General features: G+C 70.5%; 16 protein-coding genes and 4 pseudogenes. 13 read left to right on the top strand and 7 right to left on the bottom strand.

Translation table 11 applies throughout. The features are described 5' to 3' along the window. Window positions 1–207: 207 nt before the first annotated feature. Window positions 208–1,449, top strand: a complete 1,242-nt coding sequence (locus IF20_RS31055) for an MFS transporter (protein WP_234426888.1) — start codon at window positions 208–210, stop codon at window positions 1,447–1,449. On the opposite strand, the gene IF20_RS31050 is transcribed toward IF20_RS31055, so the two are convergent. The 4 genes from IF20_RS31050 to IF20_RS31035 form a co-directional block, all read right to left on the bottom strand. Further along, a complete protein-coding gene (locus IF20_RS31050) occupies window positions 1,418–1,672 on the bottom strand; it encodes a hypothetical protein (RefSeq protein ID WP_199896825.1) in 255 nt (84 codons plus the stop codon). The genes IF20_RS31055 and IF20_RS31050 overlap by 32 nt on opposite strands. Before the next feature lie 540 nt (window positions 1,673–2,212). Next, window positions 2,213–3,583 carry an amidohydrolase family protein gene (locus IF20_RS31045; RefSeq protein WP_052868727.1) on the bottom strand — a complete coding sequence of 457 codons (1,371 nt, stop codon included), beginning with the start codon at window positions 3,581–3,583 and terminating at the stop codon, window positions 2,213–2,215. Between the two features lie 101 nt (window positions 3,584–3,684). Next, window positions 3,685–4,722, bottom strand: a complete 1,038-nt coding sequence (locus IF20_RS31040; protein WP_110944703.1) for a DMT family transporter — start codon at window positions 4,720–4,722, stop codon at window positions 3,685–3,687. Window positions 4,723–4,755: 33 nt separating this feature from the next. Beyond that, window positions 4,756–5,634 carry an NAD-dependent epimerase/dehydratase family protein gene (locus IF20_RS31035; RefSeq protein WP_234426887.1) on the bottom strand — a complete coding sequence of 293 codons (879 nt, stop codon included), beginning with the start codon at window positions 5,632–5,634 and terminating at the stop codon, window positions 4,756–4,758. A gap of 138 nt (window positions 5,635–5,772) precedes the next feature. Between IF20_RS31035 and IF20_RS31030 the strand changes: the two genes are divergently transcribed. Beyond that, window positions 5,773–6,672: a LysR family transcriptional regulator gene (locus IF20_RS31030; protein WP_052868725.1), complete on the top strand. Its 900-nt coding sequence runs from the start codon at window positions 5,773–5,775 to the stop codon at window positions 6,670–6,672. Window positions 6,673–6,780: 108 nt separating this feature from the next. On the opposite strand, the gene IF20_RS39435 is transcribed toward IF20_RS31030, so the two are convergent. After that, window positions 6,781–6,999, bottom strand: a complete 219-nt coding sequence (locus tag IF20_RS39435) for a hypothetical protein (protein WP_052868724.1) — start codon at window positions 6,997–6,999, stop codon at window positions 6,781–6,783. Window positions 7,000–7,242: 243 nt separating this feature from the next. On the opposite strand from IF20_RS39435, the gene IF20_RS31020 reads away from it, so the two are divergent. From IF20_RS31020 to IF20_RS31010, 3 genes are all read left to right on the top strand, one after another. Further along, window positions 7,243–8,424 (top strand): sensor histidine kinase, encoded by a 1,182-nt coding sequence (locus tag IF20_RS31020; RefSeq protein WP_052868723.1) that lies wholly within the window; start codon window positions 7,243–7,245, stop codon window positions 8,422–8,424. Then, window positions 8,411–9,082, top strand: coding sequence for a response regulator (locus IF20_RS31015; protein WP_052868722.1), 672 nt, complete (start codon window positions 8,411–8,413; stop codon window positions 9,080–9,082). Before IF20_RS31020 ends, IF20_RS31015 begins: the two co-directional genes overlap by 14 nt. 276 nt (window positions 9,083–9,358) lie before the next feature. Then, window positions 9,359–10,597, top strand: coding sequence for a serine hydrolase domain-containing protein (locus tag IF20_RS31010; protein ID WP_052868807.1), 1,239 nt, complete (start codon window positions 9,359–9,361; stop codon window positions 10,595–10,597). Between the two features lie 920 nt (window positions 10,598–11,517). Here the strand turns inward: IF20_RS31010 and IF20_RS31005 are convergent. After that, window positions 11,518–12,761 (bottom strand): annotated as a pseudogene (locus IF20_RS31005) (cytochrome P450 family protein). Between the two features lie 317 nt (window positions 12,762–13,078). Between IF20_RS31005 and IF20_RS31000 the strand changes: the two are divergent. From IF20_RS31000 to IF20_RS30975, 4 genes and pseudogenes are all read left to right on the top strand, one after another. Next, window positions 13,079–13,633 (top strand): acyltransferase family protein, encoded by a 555-nt coding sequence (locus IF20_RS31000; protein WP_234426885.1) that lies wholly within the window; start codon window positions 13,079–13,081, stop codon window positions 13,631–13,633. Between the two features lie 141 nt (window positions 13,634–13,774). Continuing rightward, window positions 13,775–15,485 (top strand): annotated as a pseudogene (gene shc, locus IF20_RS38375) (squalene--hopene cyclase). A gap of 60 nt (window positions 15,486–15,545) precedes the next feature. Next, window positions 15,546–16,910: pseudogene (locus tag IF20_RS40180) on the top strand (cytochrome P450). A 289-nt stretch (window positions 16,911–17,199) separates the two neighbouring features. After that, window positions 17,200–17,682 carry a hypothetical protein gene (locus IF20_RS30975; protein ID WP_199896822.1) on the top strand — a complete coding sequence of 161 codons (483 nt, stop codon included), beginning with the start codon at window positions 17,200–17,202 and terminating at the stop codon, window positions 17,680–17,682. A 35-nt stretch (window positions 17,683–17,717) separates the two neighbouring features. On the opposite strand, the gene IF20_RS30970 is transcribed toward IF20_RS30975, so the two are convergent. After that, on the bottom strand, window positions 17,718–18,713 hold the full coding sequence (locus tag IF20_RS30970; protein ID WP_052868715.1) for a helix-turn-helix transcriptional regulator: 996 nt from the start codon (window positions 18,711–18,713) through the stop codon (window positions 17,718–17,720). Between the two features lie 95 nt (window positions 18,714–18,808). Here IF20_RS30970 and IF20_RS30965 point away from each other — a divergent pair, with 95 nt between their 5' ends. The 4 genes and pseudogenes from IF20_RS30965 (at window position 18,809) to IF20_RS40980 (ending at window position 21,384) form a co-directional block, all read left to right on the top strand. After that, on the top strand, window positions 18,809–20,047 hold the full coding sequence (locus tag IF20_RS30965; protein WP_052868714.1) for an FAD-dependent oxidoreductase: 1,239 nt from the start codon (window positions 18,809–18,811) through the stop codon (window positions 20,045–20,047). Window positions 20,048–20,201: 154 nt separating this feature from the next. After that, window positions 20,202–20,498 carry a YciI family protein gene (locus tag IF20_RS30960; RefSeq protein ID WP_052868713.1) on the top strand — a complete coding sequence of 99 codons (297 nt, stop codon included), beginning with the start codon at window positions 20,202–20,204 and terminating at the stop codon, window positions 20,496–20,498. Window positions 20,499–20,589: 91 nt separating this feature from the next. After that, a pseudogene (locus IF20_RS40175) lies at window positions 20,590–20,818 on the top strand (hypothetical protein); the annotation flags it as partial. 206 nt (window positions 20,819–21,024) lie between these two features. Continuing rightward, complete coding sequence (locus tag IF20_RS40980) at window positions 21,025–21,384, top strand: RCC1 domain-containing protein (RefSeq protein ID WP_407702573.1); 360 nt, start codon at window positions 21,025–21,027, stop codon at window positions 21,382–21,384. The last annotated feature ends 64 nt before the right edge of the window (window positions 21,385–21,448 follow it).

Below are 21,448 nucleotides of genomic sequence, written 5' to 3'. Positions count from 1 at the left end.
TTTCTGTGCCGACAGACGCACCACAGGTTCCGTGTACCGACGGACAAACCACAGACGTACTTTGCCGACGAACGACACCGGAAGGCGACGCATATGGCCTCTCTCCCGGCTTCCTCAGCCGCACAACCACCACCTGCCGCAGGCGCGGCCGGGCACCCCGCAGGAAATGCCACCGCCGACGGCCCGGGGCGCGGCACGATCACCGTAATGTCCGTGGCCGTCGGCCTGTGCGTGGCGAGCAACTACTACGCCCAGCCGCTGCTGGACACCATCGCCGCAGACCTGGGGCTGTCGGCCACCTCGGCCGCGCTGGTGGTGACGGTCGCCCAGGTCGGATACGCACTCGGACTGGTCTTCCTCCTGCCGCTGGGCGACCTGCTGGAACGGCGCCGGCTGGTGTGCGGCCTGACGCTGGCCACGGCGTGCTCCCTGGCGCTGACAGCGGTTGCTCCCAGCGCCCCACTGTTGCTGATGGGCACCGCGCTGACCGGTCTGCTGTCGGTGACCGCCCAGGTCCTGGTGCCGTTCGCCGCCGATCTGGCCGCGCCGCACCGACGCGGCCAGATCGTAGGAACGGTCATGAGCGGGCTGGTGCTGGGCATGCTCCTGGCCCGCACGGCATCCGGTGCCCTGGCCGCCGTCGGCGGCTGGCGCACCGTGTACTGGGCCGCGACCGCGGCGATGCTCGTTCTCACCGTCGCCCTGCGCCGAGCACTGCCGCAGTTCCAGGCATCGGCCGGTCTGCGCTACACGCGACTGCTGCGCTCCACCGCACGTCTCCTGGTCGAGGAACCGGTGCTCAGAGCCCGTGCCGCCCTTGGTCTCCTGGCCTTCGCCTGCTTCAGCGCGTTGTGGACGTCGCTGGCCTTCCTCCTCTCCGGCCCCGATTACGGCTGGTCGGACGGCGAGATCGGGCTGCTCGGTCTCGCCGGCGCCGCGGGGGCGGTCGCCGCCCAGCTCGCCGGACGGCTGGCAGATCGAGGACGCACCACACTGACCACAATGACGGCAGCCATCCTCCTGCTCGGCTCATGGGGACTGCTGGCCCTGGGGGCACATCATCTGGCCGCACTCATCGTCGGCATCGTCCTCTTGGACCTGGCCCACCAGGGGGTACACATCACCAACCAATCGCTGATCTACGCCCTGCGGCCGGAGGCACGCGGGCGTATCACCTCGGCGTACATGACGTGTTACTTCGCCGGCGGCGCGATCGGCTCAGCCCTGGTCGGCGTAGTACATGCCCACGCCGGGTGGACGGGAGTGTGCCTCCTCGGAGCCGGTCTCTCCCTGCTGCTGTGCCTGGCGGGCGCAGCCGACGCACCGAGCGTACGAAACTGGTGGCGCCGCCAGAGCCGACTGCAAGACCTGTGGACCATGGCCAGCGCGAGCGTCCTGGGCGTCGCAGTACTTGCCCTCATCGGGCTGGCGATACGCCTGGTGACCTGACGCCGAGCCGCTCCTGGATGAACTCCCGCAGCTCGGGGGCCTGTAGCCCTGCTGCCACGGCCTCGCGGGCGAGCGCGAGCGCGGCCACCGCCGCGTGGGAACCGTCCGGGTCGATCGCCTCCAGGCTCGGTCCGTGCGGCGTGGTGTAGTCGGCCTCGATCACGGCCGAGGCCGCGGCGTCGTCGGCCGGCTCGCTCAGCAGAGCGTGGCTCGGGAACGTCATCCCCATCTCCCCACGCACCGTGTACGCGAGCACGACGGCCCTGGCTCTGTCGACGACGAAGAACAGCGTTTCTCGGGCAGTTCGGGAGGCGGCGCCCGCGCCGAATGTTCACGACTTCGGACAGCGGCTCGGTGGTGACCGGCGAGACACCGTCCGCCGCTCGTCCGGAACCCGGGGAAAAGCGCAGCGATCCGCGAGTCTTCCTCCCGGAGGAACGTTAGTTGTTCACCAGACTTATCGAAGCGCAAGAGCGTTCCTCGCTGGGGCGCATCCCGCAACGGTCGCTGATCCGTGTCGTGCTGTACCTGTGGCTGATCGACGAGACGATCGTGCTCACCCCGCAGGCGCGCCGAGCCTGGCGTCCCCACGCGCGCGCCACCGGCCAGACGGGCTGTGCCGGGCCTGATCCGGGCGGGCCGCGGAGCGCGGCGCCGGGGCCGCCGCATGGACGAGGTGACCCCTGGCCCCGGCCGTTTCCACCTGACGGCGTATTGCGCCGGCCAGCCGGTGGCGCACGCGCGGTCGGCCGCCGGTTCAGGTTCAGGCGGGGAGCGGCAGGCCGGCGGCGTGGAACAGCCGGTCACGGGAGGCCGCGGCCTCCTCGAAGACGGCGTCGCCGCCCCTCAGCACACCGTTCTCCTTGAGGACGTCACCCGCCACCATGACCAGGTCGACGTTGCCGGCGTGGCCGCCCGCGACGATCGTGGCCGCGACGTCCGTGGCGGGCAGCATGTTGGCGTGGTCGAGGCGGATCATGATGAGGTCGGCCTCCTTGCCCGGGGTCAGGCTGCCGGTGCGGTCGTCGATGCCCGCGGCCCGTGCGCCTTCGATGGTCGCGAAGGAGAGCAGGTCGGCGGCGTCGAAGGTCGGCAGGCCGGGGTTGCGGTCCATGGGGCCTGCGGCACCGGCGAGGATCAGTTGCTGGTAGGCGAGCGTCGCCCGCATGACGCCGAACATGTCACCGCTGACGATCGTCTCGGTGTCCACACTGAGACTCGGACGGACGCCGGCGGCCAGCAGCCGGTTGGTGGCAGGCTGGCCCAGACCCGGCATGAAAACCTCCAGGGCGCCGGCCACGGACGCGGTGGCGCCGTGCGCGGCCAGCATCCTCAGTTCCTCGTCGGTCGAGGTGCAGCAGTGGATGAATGTCATGTCGGAGGCCAGCAGGCCCGTCTCGGTGAGTTGCCGGATGGCCTGCTGCTTCGCTCCCCACTCACCCAGTCCCACGTGCATGCTGATGCGCAGGCCCAGCTCGCGGGCGAGCCGGATGTCCCGTTCGGACACCTCTGGTGTGGACAGCTCCGGTCCGCGGAGCATCGCGTTCAGCGTGACCCGTGCCGAGTCGTCGGACAGCACTTCGTTGCGGATACGCCGGATGTCGTCGGGGTGCGAACGGTCACTGCCGAACTGCCACTGCTCGGCCTCGGTCGACGGCCAGCCGTGGTCGAAGACGGCGCGGATGCCCGACTCCCAGTGTGCCGCGATCGCCGCGTCCGAGTGCTCGGGGCTGTTGCTGATGTGGGACTCGTCCCGCACGGTCGTCACCCCGGAATCGAGGGACATCAGGTCCGCCGCCAGGTTGCCGATGTGCACGTCGCGGGGATCGAAGTACTGGCCGAGGCCGATCTGCACCTGGCTGCGGTACTCCTGGTAGGTCCAGGCGGGGCCGAGGTTGCGCAGCGCCCCCTGCCAGTTGTGGCGGTGGGTGTCGATGAAACCGGGCAGCATGGCATGGCCCGTACCGTCGATGACCCGGGCCCGGTCGTCGGACAGGTCCCGGCCGACCTCGATGATCCTGCCGTCGGCGACGAGGACATCACCCACGAAGGTGTCGAGCTTGTCGTCCTGCGTCATCAGGTACGCACCCTTGATCAGGATGCGTACCTTGTTCTGCGGCTGGTTGTGGGACATCTGTGGTTCCTTTCGTGCCGTGGGCGGCACCGTGTTGCTCGTTGTTCGAGAAGGGTGTGAAAGGGGCGGCAAGGGGCGGCAAGAGACGGCGTGGACGTGGCTCACTGTCCGTCGGCGTCACGCGGGCGCCGGGAAGCGATCCAGACGGCGGCGAAGGTGAGCAGCGCGCCGAGAACGGTCAGAGGGGAAGGGGACCGGCCGCCGGAGGGGATCAGGAAGTCCAGCGCGATCGAACCGGCCAGCTGTCCCGCGATCGAGGCCATGCTCAGCAGCAGGACACCGATGCGGCGCACGAGAAACGCCGAGGCGCCGATGAACACCACCCCGCACAGACCACCGAGGTAGACCCACCAACTGGTGGGCAGCGCATGCCCCGGCGTTCCCCGGACCAAGGTCTTCGCACCCCAGGCGACGACGAGGAAGACCGCTCCGACGCAGAAGTTGAGCCAGGTCGCCGCGAGAGGCGAGCCCGACGCGGCGGTTGACGCCCCGTTCAGGGCCTGCTGCACGCCCAGCAGGAACCCGGCGGCTATCGCTGCGAGGGCCGGCAGGACGACCTCGGCGGGTGCTGGGGTGTCGGTGAACCGGGGAAGGGCGGACACGGCGGCGGCGACCAGCATGACGGCCGCTCCCGTGAGCCGCGTCGCGCCGGGACGTTGCTTCAGACCGCCGCCGATGCCCCGTGCGTCCACGATGAGACCGCCGAGGGTCTGGCCGGCAATGGCCGACACGGTGAACACGGCGATACCGGTGACCAGCGCGGCGGTGGACTGCGCCAGAGCGAACGTGCCGCCGAGTACGCCGGCCAGCAGGTAGCGGCGGGGGAGGCGGCCGTCGCGGGCGGCTCCGGCCACGCGGCCCAGCGCGCCGCGCAGTCCTGGTGAGAAGACCAAGAGGACGGACAACAGGACGAGTCCGCCGGAAAAGCTGATGGCCGCCGCGGTGATGCCGTCGTCGAGGCGATGGCTCAGCTCGCCGTTCAGCCGGGCTTGTACCGGTACCACCATGCCGGCGGCGATGGCCGCCACGACGGCCAGGGAACCGCCGCGCGGTGCTGAGGGACGCGCGGGGCCCAAGGACGGCACACCGGAAGCGGTACGGGAGCGTCCTGGTCCAGGCGGTGCGGTGGGAGTGCTCATGTCGATTCCTTCGGGAAGGGGCGCGAGGCTCGGTCAGAAGTCCGTGCGCGCGATGTCGTCGAGGATCGACGGAGCCTGGGGTGACCAGCCGAGCACCCGTCGGGCGTTGTCGCCCGAGGCCCGCTGGTCGAGCAGCAGCGCCTCGCCGAGCAGACCCAGCCGGTCCAGCGTCTGCACGACCGGCTCGGACTCGACCCGTCCGGCCAGACCGACGGCACGGCTCACCGCTTCGCTGATCTCCCGCACGGTCGGGTTCACGCCACTGGCGCCGAGGAAGTACGAACCGGCCGGCGCCTTCTCCAGCGCGAGCACGTACAGCTCGGCCAGGTCGTCCACGTGCACTGTGCTCCAGTGCTGGTCACCGGGCCCGACCATGGTGAGCGCCGGGGTGTCGCCGCCGGTCCGCGGGCCGGCGGCGACGAGGTTCAGCAGGCCGCCGCCGTGGCCGTACACCACCGCCGGTGCGATCACCGAAGTCCGGACATCCTGGACACCGAGGACGAGTTCGGCGAGCGGCACACGCCAGGCGGTGAGCCGCGGGGCGTTCATGGCGGTCGACTCGCTGATCGCCGAACCGCTGCCGTGCACCCAGACGCCGGTGGTGTGCACGAACGGCCGGTCCGTGTTCCGCAGCGCGCGCAGGAAGCTCGTGACAGCGGTCTCGTCGACGGTTGCACTGGTCTCGTCGCCCGGCGAGGCCACGTGGATCACGCCGTCCCGCGAGGCCGCGAGTTCTTCGAGGGCGCTGCCGTCGGACAGGTCGGCGATCGCCGGCTCCGCGCCCTTGGCCCGTACCAGCTCGGCCTTCTCGGCGGAGCGGACCACGGCGGTCACCTGGTGCCCGCCGGAGATGAGCCGGTCGAGAATCGAGGCTCCGATGTAGCCGGTGCCGCCGGTGAGCAGTACACGCATGGTCATTCTCTTTCGCTGACGTTTCCGCTGACGGGTCGGGCCGGTGGCCCGCACGACCACAGTCGCTCTGCCCGGCTATCGTGTCCAACGAATGTTCTCGAAGACGTAAACGGAACTATCGATGAATGGAGGGCAGGCGTGGACCAGAGACGGCTGGAATACTTCCTCTCGGTCGCCGAGGAACTGAACTTCACGCGGGCGGCCCAGCGACTGCACGTCACGCAGTCCACGCTTTCGGCCGGCATCAAGGCCCTGGAGCACGAGCTGAGGGCGGAACTGCTCATCCGTTCCACGCGGTCGGTCAGGCTGACGGAGGCCGGTTCGGCGTTCCTGCCCGAGGCGCGCGCCGCGATCGAGGCGCTCGACCGGGCCCGGGCCGCCGTGGAACCCCTCTCCGCGGGCCTGCGCGGCAGCCTCACCGTGGGTGTTCTCAGCGGGCTGACCCTGATCGACGTGCCCGCCCTGGCGGGAGACTTCCACCGGCGCCATCCCGAGGTCCGGCTGCGTACCGAGACCTCCCAACGAGGTACTGCCGGACTGATCGAACGGATCAAGGAGAGTCACGTCGACGTCGCCTTCGTGGGCGCCGACATCAAGGACGAGCACCTCAGGACGAGGGCCATCAAGCAGTTCGACGTCCAATTGCTCGTCCCGGCCGGTCACCGGCTGTCCGGCCGGAAGAGCGTGCGACTGAGGGACGTCGCGAAGGAACCGTTCGTCGACATGCCCCCAGGCTTCGGGCAACGCCAGATCGTGGACGATGCGTTCACGAGGGCGGAGCTGTCCCGGCGGGTACTGATCGAGGCCTCGGACATCACGACGATCGCGGACTTCGTGGCGCACAACCTGGGGGTGGCGTTGCTGCCCCCGGACTTCGCGGAGACGGCCGGGGACGCGGTGCGTGTCGTTCCTCTCGCGGACGCCCGGCTCTCCTGGACGCTCGGCGTGGTCGTGTCGGCGACCCGACCGCCGACACGCGCGCTGCACGCCTTCCTCGATCTCATCCCGCACCACATCCACCGCGACCGCGTCTTCTGAGCCGGCGGACACGGCCGCGTCGGACTCGGTGCCGCGTCAGGCGGCGGTGACGCTGAAAGACCCCGGAAGAAGTCGTTCACGCTCCGCCTCACTGACGGCGACGGACGCTTATTCGGTGAGGGTCACCACCGTCGGTGAGGTCGCTTCCCGGAGCGTCGCCATGGTGGTGCCGTCGGCGGAGCGGGCGGTGATCGCGGGGTGCCGGTCGGTGTCCTGGGCGTCGGGGGCGTTGGGTACATCGGGGAAGTCGGCGTAGTAGGCGATCCAGCCGGGCCGTGACGACAGGACCAGGAGGCTGGCCTCGACGGTGCGTCCGGCGACCGTCACGGTGATGCGGGACGGGGTTTCCGTCCCCCGGTACGTCCCGGCCCACAGGGTGCCGGTGTCGTCGTCGAAGGCGGTGGCGGGCAGGGGTGCAGACGACCGCGTCCATCGGCGCGCCCTGCGGGGGCGGCCGTATGCTCACCTTTGATCCTCGGTGAGGCGGGTCGGGCCACGCCGGCGTGCGAGTGGCTCTTTGGAGTGATGAAGAGCCGCGTGCGAGGTCATAGTGTCGGGCGGATGAGAGTGATGGACGGCAGGTGGCCCGGGTGGGGCGCCGACGCCGGGTTGGTCGTACTGACGTTTCTGCCGGCGCTGCTGTCGCAGCCGTACGTGGACACCTCCGGGGCGGCGTGGGCGTCGCTCACGGTGTACGAGGCGGTGGGCGTGGTGATCCTGCTCCTGCGGCGGCGACTGCCGGCCACCGCCTTCGTCGTGGGTTTCGGGACCCTGCTGGTGGCGCTGGTGGGGAGCGCGGGCGCGGGAGCCAAGCTGTCACCGCTGGTCTTCCTGCCGCTGGCGGTGCTGCTCTACGCCATGGGCAGTCACTGCGCGAGCTGGAGGCGAACCGTGTCGGCGGTCCTCGGCGTCACCGTGCTGAGCGCGGCCGGTCTCTGGCTGAACCGGATGACGACCGACTCCGACGACTTCCAGGGCGGTCTGGACGTCCTCGCCGCGCTGGCCCCGATGCCGCTGGCGTGGGCGATGGGATTCGCCGCGCGGACCCGGCAGGAACTACTGGCCGCGGCCGAGCGGCGGGCGGCCGACGCGCGCCGGGCACAGGCCCTGGAGGCGGCGCAGGCCACGCAACGCGAGCGGACACGGATCGCCGGAGAGATGCACGACGTGGTCGCGCACTCGCTGACCCTGCTCGTGGTGCACGCGGAGACCCTGCGGGCCCGCGGCGGCGAACTGCCCGACTGGGCCCGCACGCAGGTGGACGGACTGGCGGCGGCGGGCCGGCAGAGCAGCGGCGAACTGCGCGACCTGCTGCGGATGCTGCGTGACCCCGCGGACGCGGCCCCGCTCCAGCCCGTGCCGGACCTCGGCGAGCTGGGCGCGTTGCTGGACAGTCACCGTGCCGCGGGAGGGCCGGTCGGGCTGACGACGGCCGGCGCGCTGGAGTCCGTGCCGGGACCGGTGCAGCTGGCGACGTATCGCGTCGTGCAGGAGGCACTGGTCAACGCGCGGCGGCACGCGCCCGGGGCGCCGGTCCGGGTGAGTGTCGACGACGCTGGGGGAGAGTTGCGGTGCGAGGTCGTGAACGGTCGCGCCGCGCGGCGCGGCACGGCCGGCGCGGGCATCGGGCTCGGCCTGGTCAGCATGGAGGAACGGGTGAGGGCACTGGACGGCGAACTCACCGCGGGCCCGACCGAGGACGGCGGCTTCCGCGTCGTGGCCACGATGCCGTGGGAGCCTGCCGGTGTCTGAGCAGATCAGCGTGCTCGTCGTGGACGACGAGCCGATCATCCGCGCCGGACTGAGCGCGATCCTGGACAGCCAGACGGGCATCACCGTGGCAGGCACCGCGGACGACGGTGAGGAAGCCGTCGAGGCGTGCGCGCGGCTGCGGCCGGACGTGCTGCTGATGGACATTCGCATGCCGCGCCGCAACGGCCTGTGGGCGCTGACCGAGCTGGGCCGCCGGAGACTGCTCGGGCCGGGGCGCAGCCGGGTGCTCATGCTGACGACGTTCGACCTGGACGAGTACGTCGACGACGCGCTGGCGGCCGGAGCGTCCGGTTTCCTGCTGAAGAACAGTTCGTACGAGGAGCTGACCGGAGCCGTCCGTGCCGCGGCGGCCGGGCACAGCGCGCTGAGTCCCGTGGTGACCCGGCGGATCATCGAGGGCCATCTCAGCGGCCGGCGCCGGCCCAGCGACCAGGAGCTGGCCCGGCTGAGGGACCTCACCGAGCGGGAGGTCGACGTGCTGCGTCTGATCCGGGACGGGCTGAGCAACGCCGAGATCGCCGACCGGTTGCTGGTGAGTCTGCACACGGTGAAGACGCACGTCAGCCGTGTCCTCACGAAGACCGGCTGCCAGAGCAGGGCGCAGGCGGCGGTGTTGGCCAGGGACACCCTGTCCTGACCCGTCCGGTGGGCGGGCGGGGCGGCGAGAGGCCGGGTGCCTCTGGGTCATTCCTTGGAGTGATCCCGCGTCGCCGGGAAGCCCGCCATCGAGGGATGTACCGGGTGCGTGCCGCTGGCTGAATGGTCGGTGTGCGCGGGACCCGCCGAAAGGTCGCTCGACGGGTGACTGTCAGGTCCCTCTGCGCACGCAGCAACTGTCTTGCGCCGAAGGGAACTTGCCATGTCCGCACATACGCCGTCCCGCCGTCATCGGATCCGTCGGGGGGTGCTGACCATGGCGTTGGCGACCTGCCTGGGCGCGGCGCTGGTGAGCTGTTCGGATGCAGGGTCGGGCGGGGCCGGGCCGGCGGCCGGGCGGAGCGCGGCGAACACCGGGGCGGCCGGGCGGCTGAGCGCCCTCGCGCAGAAGGCGGCGGACACCGGCTCCCTGGGCGTCATCGTCCGCGTCGACTCCGGCGACGGGAAGCCCGTCGAGATCGCCCGGCAGGCCGCCTGGACGAAAGACGACCACCACCTCGCCGCCGACGACCGGTTCCGGGTCGGGTCCAACACCAAGACGCTCACCGCGACGCTCGTCCTGCAACAGGTCGCCGACAAGCGGATCGGTCTGGACGACACGGTGGAGCAGTGGCTGCCCGGACTGGTCAAGGGCGGTGAGCACATCACCGTACGGATGCTGCTCAACCACACCAGCGGCCTGGGAGACTTCCTGCTGACGCCGCAATTCCTGCCCTCCCTCACCGGTCAGGCCAAGCGCACCTGGACACCGGAGAAGCTGCTCGCCATCACGCCCGAACAGGACCCGCCGACCGAGCCCGGCAAGACGTACTCGTACAGCAACGCCAATTACGAGGCGTTGGGGCTGATTCTCGAAAAGGCCACCGGGAGCGGCCTGGCCGAGCTGATCAAGAAGAAGATCACCGGGCCGCTCGGCATGAAGGACTCGTACTTTGCCACGAAGGCCGACTGGAACACCGGCCGGCAGCACGTGACCGGCTACGAGCCGGACGCCGAGCGCTTGAAGACCATCCTCTCCCGAACCGTTGACCTGCCCGAAGGCGTCGGATTCGCCGGTCCCGAGCGTCCCGGGGACAACGTCGACACCTCTGCCATCGACCCGGGCTGGTCCTGGGCGGCCGGCGGCATGGTCTCCACCGCACAGGACTGGCAGCGCTTCCTGACCGCGCTGATCTCCGGCGAGCTGCTGCCCGAGGCGCAGCTGAAGCAGATGCGCACCACGGTCGCCGCTCCCGAGGAGGGCGGTGGCTACGGACTGGGTCTGATGCGGGTGGACACCACCTGCGGCACCGTGTGGGGGCACACCGGCGGCCTGCCCGGCTACTCCAGCGAGATCTACACCGACGCGAGCGGCCGGCGCAGTGTCGCCGTCCTGACGAGCACGAACTTCGGCATCAAGGAAGAGAAGGCCGCCACTACGAACAAGGCCCTCGTCGAAGCGGCCACCTGCCAGATGTTCGGCAAGTCTCAGCCCGCGGCCAGCCCGGCCGGATGACGGCCGCGGACACCCGCCGGCATCACCTCCGTCGGCGACCGCCTGGCTGACGACCGGTACGTGACGGTTGCCGTCACGCAGGGACGAGAGACCGGACGACCCGCCTGCCGCGCCTCCTGAGCACCGACGCCCTGCGACGGCCGGACGCGGTCACACGAAGCAATCCCCTACGACCGAACGAGCACGAAAGTTGCACGCCTCATGGCCGCCCTGCTCCACAGGATCGGCCGCCTCGCGATCCGGCGACGCGGACTCGCGGTCCTTCTGTGGGCTGTCGTCCTGGGGTCCTCGGGGCTACCAGCCCCACTGGCGTCCGCGGCCGGCGACGTGCGCACTGCTGGCCACCGTTGATGAAGTCCTGGCCCGGTTCGCCGCCCAGCGGCAGGCGGCCGAAGCCTTCCGGCTGGACCGGCAGGCCGGGCAACCGGCCCGCCTGGAGGTGGTGTCGGAGGCGGCCGGGATGGTGCCGCAGCCGGCCGCGGTCGCCGACCCTCAAGGCATACCGGTCTACTCCGGCTCCGGCTCCGGCTTCAACAGCCTCACGGGCAAACGCGGCGCCGCCCCGCGCGCGGCCGCCGGCGACCACCGCACCGTGCGCATCTTGGTGATCTCCGACTGGGACCCCAGCGGAGTCCACCTCTTCTCCGCCCTCGCCCAGGATGTCACCGCCTTCGCCACCTGCGACGCCTCCAGGCGCTGGCGCTGCCCGGCCGTGAGCTTGGTCCAGGTGGTATGTGTGCGCTGCCGGGCGAGTCAGCGGCCGATGTCTTTGCCGTTGACGGTGACGTCGGGCAGGAGGCTTGAGGGAGTTCGGCTGCAGAAGTGTCAGCGAGCCCGGGAGAGTGGCGCTGTCACGCGAGGCAGGTCGGCGGCCGTTGTGTCGATCAGTTGCGCAGTGCCTGCGCTGAGTTGCGGGTTTGTCAGGAGAAAGGGGTGTAGCGCACGGGAAGGCGTGCGAGCCCACGCAGCCAGCTGCTGGGGCGCCATGCCAGGTCGGCCGGGTCGGTATCGAGGGTGATGTCGGTGCAGCGTTCGAAGAGGGCCCGCAGGGCGATTGCGGCCTCCAGCCGGCCTAGCGGGGCGCCGAGGCAGTGGTGGATGCCATGGCCCAGCCCCAGGTGACCGCGCGCGTCGCGCCGAATGTCGAACCGGTCGGGCTCGGCGAAGCGGCGGGGGTCGCGGGAGCCCGCGGCAAGGACGAGGAGCACTCGCTCCCCGGCCGGGATAGTGACGTCGGCGATGTCCACCGGCTCTGCGGCGAATCGAAGGGTGCATTCCTTGACCGGGCCCTCGTAGCGCAGCATCTCTTCGAGTGCACCGTCGAGGAGGGTCCAGCCGGCGCGCAGTGCGGCCAGCTGGTCGGGGTGGCGCAGCAGCGCGTAGGCGCCGTTGGAGATCAGGTTGATCGCGGTCTCGTGCCCGGAGAAGAGCAGGAGGAAGGCCATGCCGAGCAGTTCGTCGGGCGCGAGCCGGTCGCCGTCGTCGTCCGCCGTGCGGGCCAGGGCACTGAGAAGGTCACCGCCCGCGTCGCGGTGTGGCTTGGCGTCGACGAGGTCGGAGAGGTAGCCGGTCAGGGCCTCCCCGGCCGCGGCACCGGCCTCGACGCTGGGAGCCGTGACGATCTGGGCGGACCAGCCGCAGAACTGCTCGCGGTCCTCGGCGGGCACCCCTAGGAGATCGCAGATGACAGTCGTGGGCAGGGGCAGGGCGAGGGACTCGACGAGGTCTGCGTGGCCGTGCGGCGCCATCGCGTCGAGGAGTTCGTCGGCGACCTCTTGGATGCGGGGGCGCATCGTCCGGACGTGGCGGTTGGTGAAGTCCGTGGCGACCAGCCCGCGCAGTCGGGTGTGCCGGGCGGGGCGCTGTGGAGCATGGACGGGCCCATGATGTTCCCGTACGCATCTCCGTTTTCGCCCCTGTCTTCTGTGGTGGTGCCGGTCGCCGTCTCGGGTGCGGAGGGGGCGGCCGGGCTGGTGCGCAGGCGTGGATCGGCCAGCGCCGCCCGCACCTCCTCATAGCCCAGGACCGCCCACACCTCGCCGTAGGGGGCGGTGGTCACACGGTGCACGGGCCCCCGCTCACGCAGAAGCGCGTAGACCGGGTACGGATCTGCGGTGAAATTCGTGCCGGGCGGTGCCAGGGCCTCGAAGGTCGGCGCGGTCATGCGGATCCCTTCGGCGCGACGGGTTTCTGCGGTGACGCGTGTGGCATGACAGGACGCTACGGACCACGGCCGCCGGAATCCGCTGTGCGCGCCTCGGGGGCCGTCGAACCAGTCGTTCGGCAGTGTCGGCTGCGCCCGATCCGGTGAGTCGTCGTGCGGGTCGGGGTGGGCGGAGGGCGTTCGGCGCGGACGTTGGGCTGGTGGGCAAAGGACATCTCAGGAGCAGTACGGCCACGCCCCTGTCGGCCGCGTGCGCGTGGTTGCCCTCCCTGACAGGGTTGCGATTCGTTGCCGCGTTCGGTGTGTTTGTCTGCCACGTGGCCACCCTGGAGGCCGCGCGCAGGGGCAGCTGGCCGGCCCCGGCCTTCTTCCTGCTGGGCCCGGTCGGCGTCTCGTTGTTCTTCGTCCTCAGCGGGTTCGTGCTGACTTGTTCGGCGCGGGAGATGGACGCGGCCCGCAGCTTCTGGCGCCGGCGCATCGTCAAGATCTACCCCAGCCATCTGGTCGTCTGGGGGCTCATCATGGTGCTCTTCCGCGGCATGGGGATGCCTCGCCCGATCATCGGCGCCATGCCCGCCCCTACAGTGCTGGGCGATGCGGCCAACGCCTTGTTGGTGCGCACCCTCATCCCGCTGCCGCAGTTCGGCCTGGCAGGCAACGGCGTCGCCTGGTCGCTCACCTGCGAATTGCTGTTCTACCTGCTCTTCCCGCTATTGCTGCCGCTGGTCAGGCGCATTCGCCCGGGGTGGCTCCCGGTCGCGGCCGGCGCCGCGGCGGTGGCGGCCTGGGCGGTCCCGGTGGTTTCGCTGGGCTTGGGCGGACCACCGTTCGAACAGAGTTCCCTGCCCGGGGCGTCACCCAGCCGCAGATGATGTTCGTGTACGTGTTCCCACCGAGCCGGCTGCCGGAGTTCGTCCTGGGCATGATTCTTGCCAGGATGCACATGAGCGGGTTCCCGGTCCGGATCGCGGACGGACAGCGCCTGGGCCACCTGCACCGACGGCCCGGGCGACCTGTCCACCACGATCGAGGGGTACCTCGCCCTGCGGCTGGCCGGGGACCCGCCGCAGGCGCCGCACATGGCAGCGGCCTCGGCGTGGGTGCGCGAACACGGCGGGGTGGTCCGGTCCAGGGTGTTCACTCGGATCTGGCCGGCGCTGTTCGGCTGGTGGCGCTGGGAGGATCTGCCTGAGCTCCCAACGGAGATGATCTTCCTGCCCACATGGGCACCGCTGAACCTGTACTCGTTCAGCTGCTGGGCCCGGCAGGCCGTCGTCCCGCTGACGATCGTGTGCGCCCACCGGCCGGCCGTTCCGGCCCCGTTCGCCATCGACGAGCTGCACACCGATCCGGCGCACCCGAACCCTCCGACCGCCAGGGCCCCGCTGACGTCGTGGGACGGCGTCTTCCACCGCCTGGACCGGGTCCTGCACCGGTGGCGCAGAATCGTCCCGCGCTCACTGCGCCGACCGCGATCCGGACCGCGGTCGGCTGGATCATCGAACGCCAGGAGGCGGACGGCTGCTTCAACGGCATCCAGCCGCCCCTCGTCTACTCGATCATCGCGCTGCGGCTGTGCGGCTGTGCGGCTGTGCGGCTGTGCGGCTGTGCGGCTGTGCGGCTTCGACCTCGACCACCCGGTGCTGCGCGCCGCCCTGCGGGCCACCGAAGCCTTCACCGTGCGCACCGCCGACGGCAAACGCTGGGTCGAAGCCTGCCAGTCCCCGGTGTGGGACACCTCCCTGGCCGTGATCGCGCTGACCGACGCCGGCCTCGCCCCTGACGCCCCGCCCCTGGTCAAGGCCGCCGACTGGCTGCTGGCCAAGGAGGTCCGCCATCGCGGGGACTGGTCCGTGCACCGTCCCCGCCTGGCCCCGGGCGGGTGGGCCTTCGGGTTCCACAACCGCAACTACCCTGACACCGACGACACCGCCGAGGTCGTGCTCGCCCTCTCCCGGGTCCGGCACCCGCGGCCGGAGAAGGCGGCCGCTGCAGTGCGCCGAGCAGTGGACTGGAACCTGGGCATGCAGTCCAAGCACGGCGCCTGGGGCGCGTACGACACCGACAACACCAGCCGTTGGCCCCAACGGCTGCCGTTCTGCGACTTCGGCGAGGTCACCGACCCACCGTCGGCCGACGTCACCGCGCACGTGGTGGTGGAGATGCTGGCGGCCACCGGGCGGGCCGGGCACCCGGCGACCCGCGCCGGCATCGACTGGCTGCTGCGCCACCAGGAGAGCGACGGCTCCTGGTACGGCCGCTGGGGGGTCAACCACCTCTACGGCACCGGAGCGGTCCTCCCCGCCCTCATCGAAGCCGGCGTGCCCGTCGACCACTCGGCCGTGCAGCGCGGCGTGCGCTGGCTGGAGAAGCACGCCAACCCCGACGGCGGCTGGGGCGAACGGTGGGAGTCCTACGCCGACCCCGCCTGGCGGGGCCGGGCCCCTCCACCACCTCCCAGACCGCGTGGGCGCTGCTCGGGCTGCTCGCCGCCGGGAGACACCACAGCGAATCGGTCGCCGCCGGCATGCGTTGGCTGGCTCGCAAGACGGCTCCTGGGACGAGCCGCAGTACACCGGCACCGGTTTCCCGGGGGACCTGCCGCTGAACTACCACCTGTACCGGCTGCTCTTCCCGGTTTGTGCGCTGGCCCGGTATCTGCGCGCCGGCGGCCACGACGGCAGCGGTACGGCCGGCCCTTCGCCTACGCCCCACCGGGCGTAGGCCCGGACACAGCCTCCACACCGGCCGAGCCCACCCGAGCCCTCCTCAAGGACGCCCGCGATGCCCACCGCACGGTCCCGCCACACGGCTCCCGACGCCGCCATTCCCCTGGTGCCCGGTGCCCGACCCGTCCTCGGACACCTGCCCGCCTTCATGAACGACGCGGTCGGAATCCTTACCCGCGGGTACGCCGAACACGGGCCGCTGTTCCGGCTGAACCTGGTCGGCACATCCATGGCCGTGCTGCTGCACCCCGAACACCGCAAAGAGGTACTCACCCATCCTGAGACCACACTGTCCATCGGCGCCGCCTACCCCTTCCTGCGCTCGATGTTCGGCACCGGTTTCTACTTCATGGCCGAGGAAGCGGAGTACCACCGCCAGCGCGAGCTGTTCACACCAGTCTTCCGCGGTCACGCACTCCAGAGATACCTGGGCGTGATGGAACAGCAGCCCCGGGAGCTCATCACACGGCTGGGGAACGAGGGGGAGGTGGAGCTGGTCCGGATGTGCGGCGAGCTGAACCTGCGCATCATCACGCGCTGCTTCTTCGGCGAGGAGTTCGGCCCGCTGTTCACGGATACCCTGAAACTGTTCGAGGAGTTCTCGGGCAACGTCAGCTTCCTGCTGCCGGCCGGGCTGCACCCGGTCCGTGCCCGGCGCAGCCGCGCCGCCCGCCGCCACCTGCACACTCTCGTCCTGCACTGCCTGGCTCAGCGACGCGCGCGGCCACTGCCCGAGCCCGACTTCCTCCAGTCCCTGATCAACAGCCGCTACCGCAACGGGACGCCCGTACCGGACAGTGCCTCGGTCCACCAGGCACTGGCACTGGTATGGGCCGCCCGGGAGACCACCGCCAACCAGCTCGCCTGAGCCCTCACCGACCTGCTGGCCCACCCCGAACACCATGCCGCCCTGCTGACCGAGCAGCAGGCGCAACTGGATCCGCGGACCGAGGCCCCGCTGACCATGGAGGCCCTGCACCGCCTGACACACCTGGACCGCATGCTGTACGAGACCGAACGACTGCACCCCCTTGCCATCCTGATCGCCCGCAAGGCGACACACGACCTGGCGATCGGCGGTCACCGGATCCGGCGCGGCACCATGGTGCTCACCTCCCCGTACCTCACCCACCGGCTGCCGGAGGAGTTCCCCGACCCGCAGGTGTTCCGTCCCGAGCGCTACGAAGAGGACCCCAAGGCGAGCCGGCGGCTGCTGGGTTTCGGCGCCGGCATCCATCGTTGCCTGGGCCAGCACTTCTCCCGCATGAAGACCAAGGTTCTCCTCAGCCTGCTGCTGCGCCACGACAGAATGGACCTGCTCGACACCCCGACTCCCGTCACCGGCCTGTCTCCCCGCGGCCTCAGCGTCCCCTGCCGCGTCCGCTACCGGCTGCGCAATCCAGACTGGCGGGCCTCATGAGCGGCACGAAGGGTGCGGCACAGCCCCCAAGGGACAAGCTGAGCGTTTCGAGGATTCCCCGACGCGTGCCCTCGGTCCTTCGGACGGGTGGTGCCCATCCGGTCCCCGGGGCCGCTGGGCAGAGCAGCTGTGTGCGGGCTGTCTGGCCGGATCGGTGACGGACTGGGGCGGGCGGATGGTGTGGGTGTAGCCGGGGTGGCAGATGGTCCGGGCTCGGTTGGCCTGGGTGACGGCGGGGCTGGTGGCTCCGGGGGCAGCGGGTGTCGGGCAGCGGCTGACCATGCTGGGTGTGGCGGTAGTGGCAGGTGCCGGTGACGGACTGGGGCTGGATGGTGTAGTGCCGCTGCGGGCCGGGCCCGACCGGCAGCGGCTGCACGGCCGCCTGGTCGCCGCCGGCCTCCTGCCCAACACCCCGCCCGTGTACCGCCGCTTCTCTGCCCGCACCGCCAGCGCCCGTCGCGAAGGAGGTTTCCCCGACCTGATCGACACCCTCCGCGAAGTACACGTTCCCCCGCCCTGGCCCGATGCTGGCGCCTTCGTCCGCGAGATGCCGCAGTACTTCCGCCTGGACCGCACCCGCGGCCAGCCCTACGCCCTCTACGTCGCGGCGGAGAAGGACACCTTGCGGCAGCTGCTCACCGGCTGGCTCGCCGAGTACGGCCTACCCGTGTCGGTGGTGCCCGGCTTCGGCAGCCAGTCCTATGCCGATCTCGTCCGCCGCTGCCTCGCCCACGAGGACCGTGAAGCGGTTCTGTGGCAGAGGACGATCTGAAAGGAACGGCCTTGCGTGCGCCTTGCGTGCGTTCCTCATCCGGTGTCCGCGGCGGTGGCCAGCCGGTGGGCAAGCCGTCGGCAGGCATCGGCGAGTTCGGGCGGGTGAAGGTCGGAGAGTTCGGTGTCGAAGGTGGCGAGGATTCCGGCGATGCCGGCCCAGGACCAGGCGCCGAGAGTGAGCCGGCAGTGCTCGGTGTCGAGGTGTTCGACGACCGAACCGCCTGGTGCCCAGCGGGCGACGACATCGGCCGACAGGTTGAGCCGGGCCCTGCCGGTGCATTCCCAGGCGGCGGGGGTGTCGCCGCGGTCATGACTGCTCATGACGAAGTCGGCGAGGTCGTGGTGGGGGAGCGGGCGCGGACTGAAGGGGCGCGCCGTGGGGCGGAGGCGAAGACGGTTGACACGGTGTACTCGCCATTGGTGATCTTCGAGGTCGTAGGCGACCAGGTACCACCGGCCTGACCAGATGACCAGGTGATGGGGCTCGATGCGGCGGGCGGGCAGAAAGTCGTCGTCCCCGGTTCCGGGGCGGGAGCCGTCGGCGCGCAGCGTTTCCGCGACGAGTACGTGGCGGTGGCGCACCGCGGTTCCCACAGCGGTGAGCGCGGCCGAGTCGATGGGGGGTGCCGGGAACTCCCAGTAGTTGCGCAGCCTGGTCAGGTGGAGGGATGCCATGGATGCCCGCAGCGCGGCGGGCAGGGCCTGTTCCAGGGTGATCAGGGCCCGTGCCGCATCGTCTTCGAGGCCGAACACCGTGCTGGGCGCGGTCTGCAGGGCCACCGCGACGGCAAGGGCCTGGTCGTGGTCGAACACCAGTGGCGGGAGGGTGTGCCGTGCGCCGAGCCGGTATCCGCCGTCGGGGCCGTGGACGGTGGTGATCGTGTATCCGAGCTCGCGCAGGGTCTCGATGTCGCGGCGGACGGTGCGCTCGCTGACCTCCAGGTGGCCGGCAAGCTTGTGCAGCGGCCACTGACGGCGTGATCCGAGCAGGGACAGGAGCCGTAAGGCCCGTCGTGAGGTGTTCGCCATCATTCCATCATGACCGGTAGTGGCCACTCGATGTCCACTACCGGTGCCAGTGTCGAGCGCCGGAGCAGGCCGGCAGTGGCGAAAGGACCGAGGGAATGCGTGTTGTGGTGGTCGGGGGCGGAATCGGCGGACTCGCGCTGGGGGCAGGATTGCGCCGCCGGGGGTTCGAGGTGGCGGTGTTCGACCGCGACGCCGATGTGGCGGCCACAGGCGGCTACCACATCACCCTGGACGAACAGGCCCAGGCGGCATTGCGGGAACTGGTGGCGCCGGAGATCGTGCGGCGTCTGCTGGCGTCGGCCTCGGCGCTGAGGCTGCGCGACCGTGATGCGTTCTGGGACCGCCGCGGCCGACTGCTCGGCCGCGGCCCGGATCTCACCGGTGACGCCAGCATCGATGTCGACCGCATCACGCTGCGCCTGCTGCTGGCGGAGGCGGTCGGCGATGACCTGCATCTGGGGCGAACCGTGTCCGGCGTCGGCCACGACGACAACGGCACACCCCACGTGCTGTTCGCCGACGCGGCACCTGTCCCCGCGGATCTGGTGGTAGGTGCAGACGGCGTCCATTCCCTGGTCGCCCGGCATCTGGCGGGAGGCCCGACGAACCGCCCGGCGGGCATCATCGGGTTTTCCGGCCGTACCCTCCGCAGGGACCTGAGCCCCGGTGAACAGCGGCGGCTCGGACTGCGGTCAGGGACGGCGATGGGACCGCGGGGCGCGGCGCTGTATGTCGGTTTCCTCGACCCCGTGGGCAACGCCGCGCTCGACGCCCCCGGGTTGCGGATGTCCGTCACCACGGGCCCGACCTACATCTGGGGCGCCATGTTCCCCGAATCCGCCGCGACCGACTCCCTTCGCGACCTGGACGGAGGCCAGCTGCAGGACGCGTTGCTGCGAGGGTTTCGCGACCGGGGCTGGGCCGGGCACACGCTGGAGGTCATCGCCCGCGCCGACCCGTGCAGCGTAGCCGCGTTCCGTTTCAACGCCGCATCGACCCGGGCCGCCGAACTCGCGCCGTGGCCTGCGGGCCGTATCACCGCGCTGGGCGACGCCGTCCACGCGACACCGCCCACCGCCGGGAAGGGGGCCGGCGCGGCAATCCGCGATGCTGCAGCTCTGCTTCAGGTTCTGGGCGACGTCGCTGACGGCGGCAGCACGCTGGTCGAGGCGGTGAACCGATTCGAGGCGGGCACACGCTTGCGCGGCAGCGAGGTTCTCACCCTGGCCATGCGAACGGTCCGCCTGATCCTGGCCACTGACACCACGTTCGGCGCCGCCGCCACCGCCGTCACCACCCCGATACTGGCCGCTGCCGCCCGGCTACGTCATTGACGAAACTGCGGGCGCAAGCCGACGGCTCCCCGACACTCAACTCGTTCTTCAACCTCGTGGTGTTCGACGTCGACAAGGCCATGGACCGGGTAGAGCCCTGCCGATCAGTAGGTGTCAAGCTGCTTCAGCGACCTACGATGCTGAGGGAGTCACCATGTTGCACCTGCTGTTTCTCCACTACGTCGGCTCGGAACAGGATGCTGGCCCGTTCATCGAGGGCCACGTCGCTTACCTGGAACGGCACCACCACGATGGCACGTTCCTGGTCTCCGGACAGACGGTTCCCACCTCGATCGGTGGGGCCATCATCGCTCACGGCGTCGATCGTGGCACGATTGAGCAGATTACTCAGCAGGATCCGTTCGTCATCCACGGCGTTGCGAGATACACGATCACAACCATCACTCCCGGACGTGTGCACGCAACTCTCGCTGATGTGCTGAGCTCCTGATTCGGTCGCGGTCGGCGATGACCTCCGGCCGCCTGACTGTTTTGCCCACGTCGTAGCGGGCGGCGGACCGTTGGCTCTTCGAGCAGGGAGGCGCAAGAAGCGAGGCCGATCCGACGGCAGACCGCCGGCCTTCGACCCGCGACGCCTACCGGCAGCGCCACACCGTCGAACGGTGCATCAACAAGCTCAAACAGTGACGCGGCCTGGCCACCCGCTACGACAAGACGGCCACCATCTACCTCGCCGCTCTGCACATCGCGGGCATCATCATCTGGACCGCGAGACGATCCAGAAGAAACGGCCTAGTAGTGCTTCGTTAGGTTCTGGCTCGGGTCAGGGGGCGGCCGCAGGTGGTGCAGGTGCCGGTCCAGCACCGCTGGGAGGTCCGCGACGACATCCACCGCGCCTTCATCACACTCGGTTGTGCCGTCGTCTGCTGGCGAAGGCTGAGGACCGCGCTCTGATTCCAGGCCGAAGTAGGGTGGCATCCCCTGTCGTGAACTCGCGCCGAGCACAAGGAGGCGGAATGTTCGCTAGCTCGTCGGCGCTGACGGCCGGAAGGCGTCATTCGGTCGGACGGCGCTGGGATGGAACCGTTCTCGCCGTGGGCAATACCGCGGCCGCTGAATGTCGTGTCGAGCGATGGGAAGACGTCGTCGCGGTGGCAGCTGGCAACGTCCATACCGCGACGAACACGGGCAGGTCTCATACGGCGGGACTCCGGTCGGACGGCACGGTGCTGGCAACGGGGTGGAATGGCGATGGGCAATGTGATGTCGCTGGATGGCGAGGCGTCACTGCCGTGGCCGCGGGCTGGCGTCGCACGCTCGGACTGCTTGCGAATGGCCGCGTGTTACTGACCTTTCCGCTGCGTTGTCGGGAGTGACGTCGGCGGGTGTCCGCGGTATGCCGTTGCTATGCGGTATGCGCAAGGGGGAGGACTGAGGCCG

It is taken from the genome of Streptomyces niger (genome assembly GCF_000718305.1).
Taxonomy (GTDB): domain Bacteria; phylum Actinomycetota; class Actinomycetes; order Streptomycetales; family Streptomycetaceae; genus Streptomyces; species Streptomyces niger.
The sequence above is the reverse complement of the archived record's forward strand: the minus strand, read 5'-3'. Positions and strand labels throughout refer to the sequence as shown.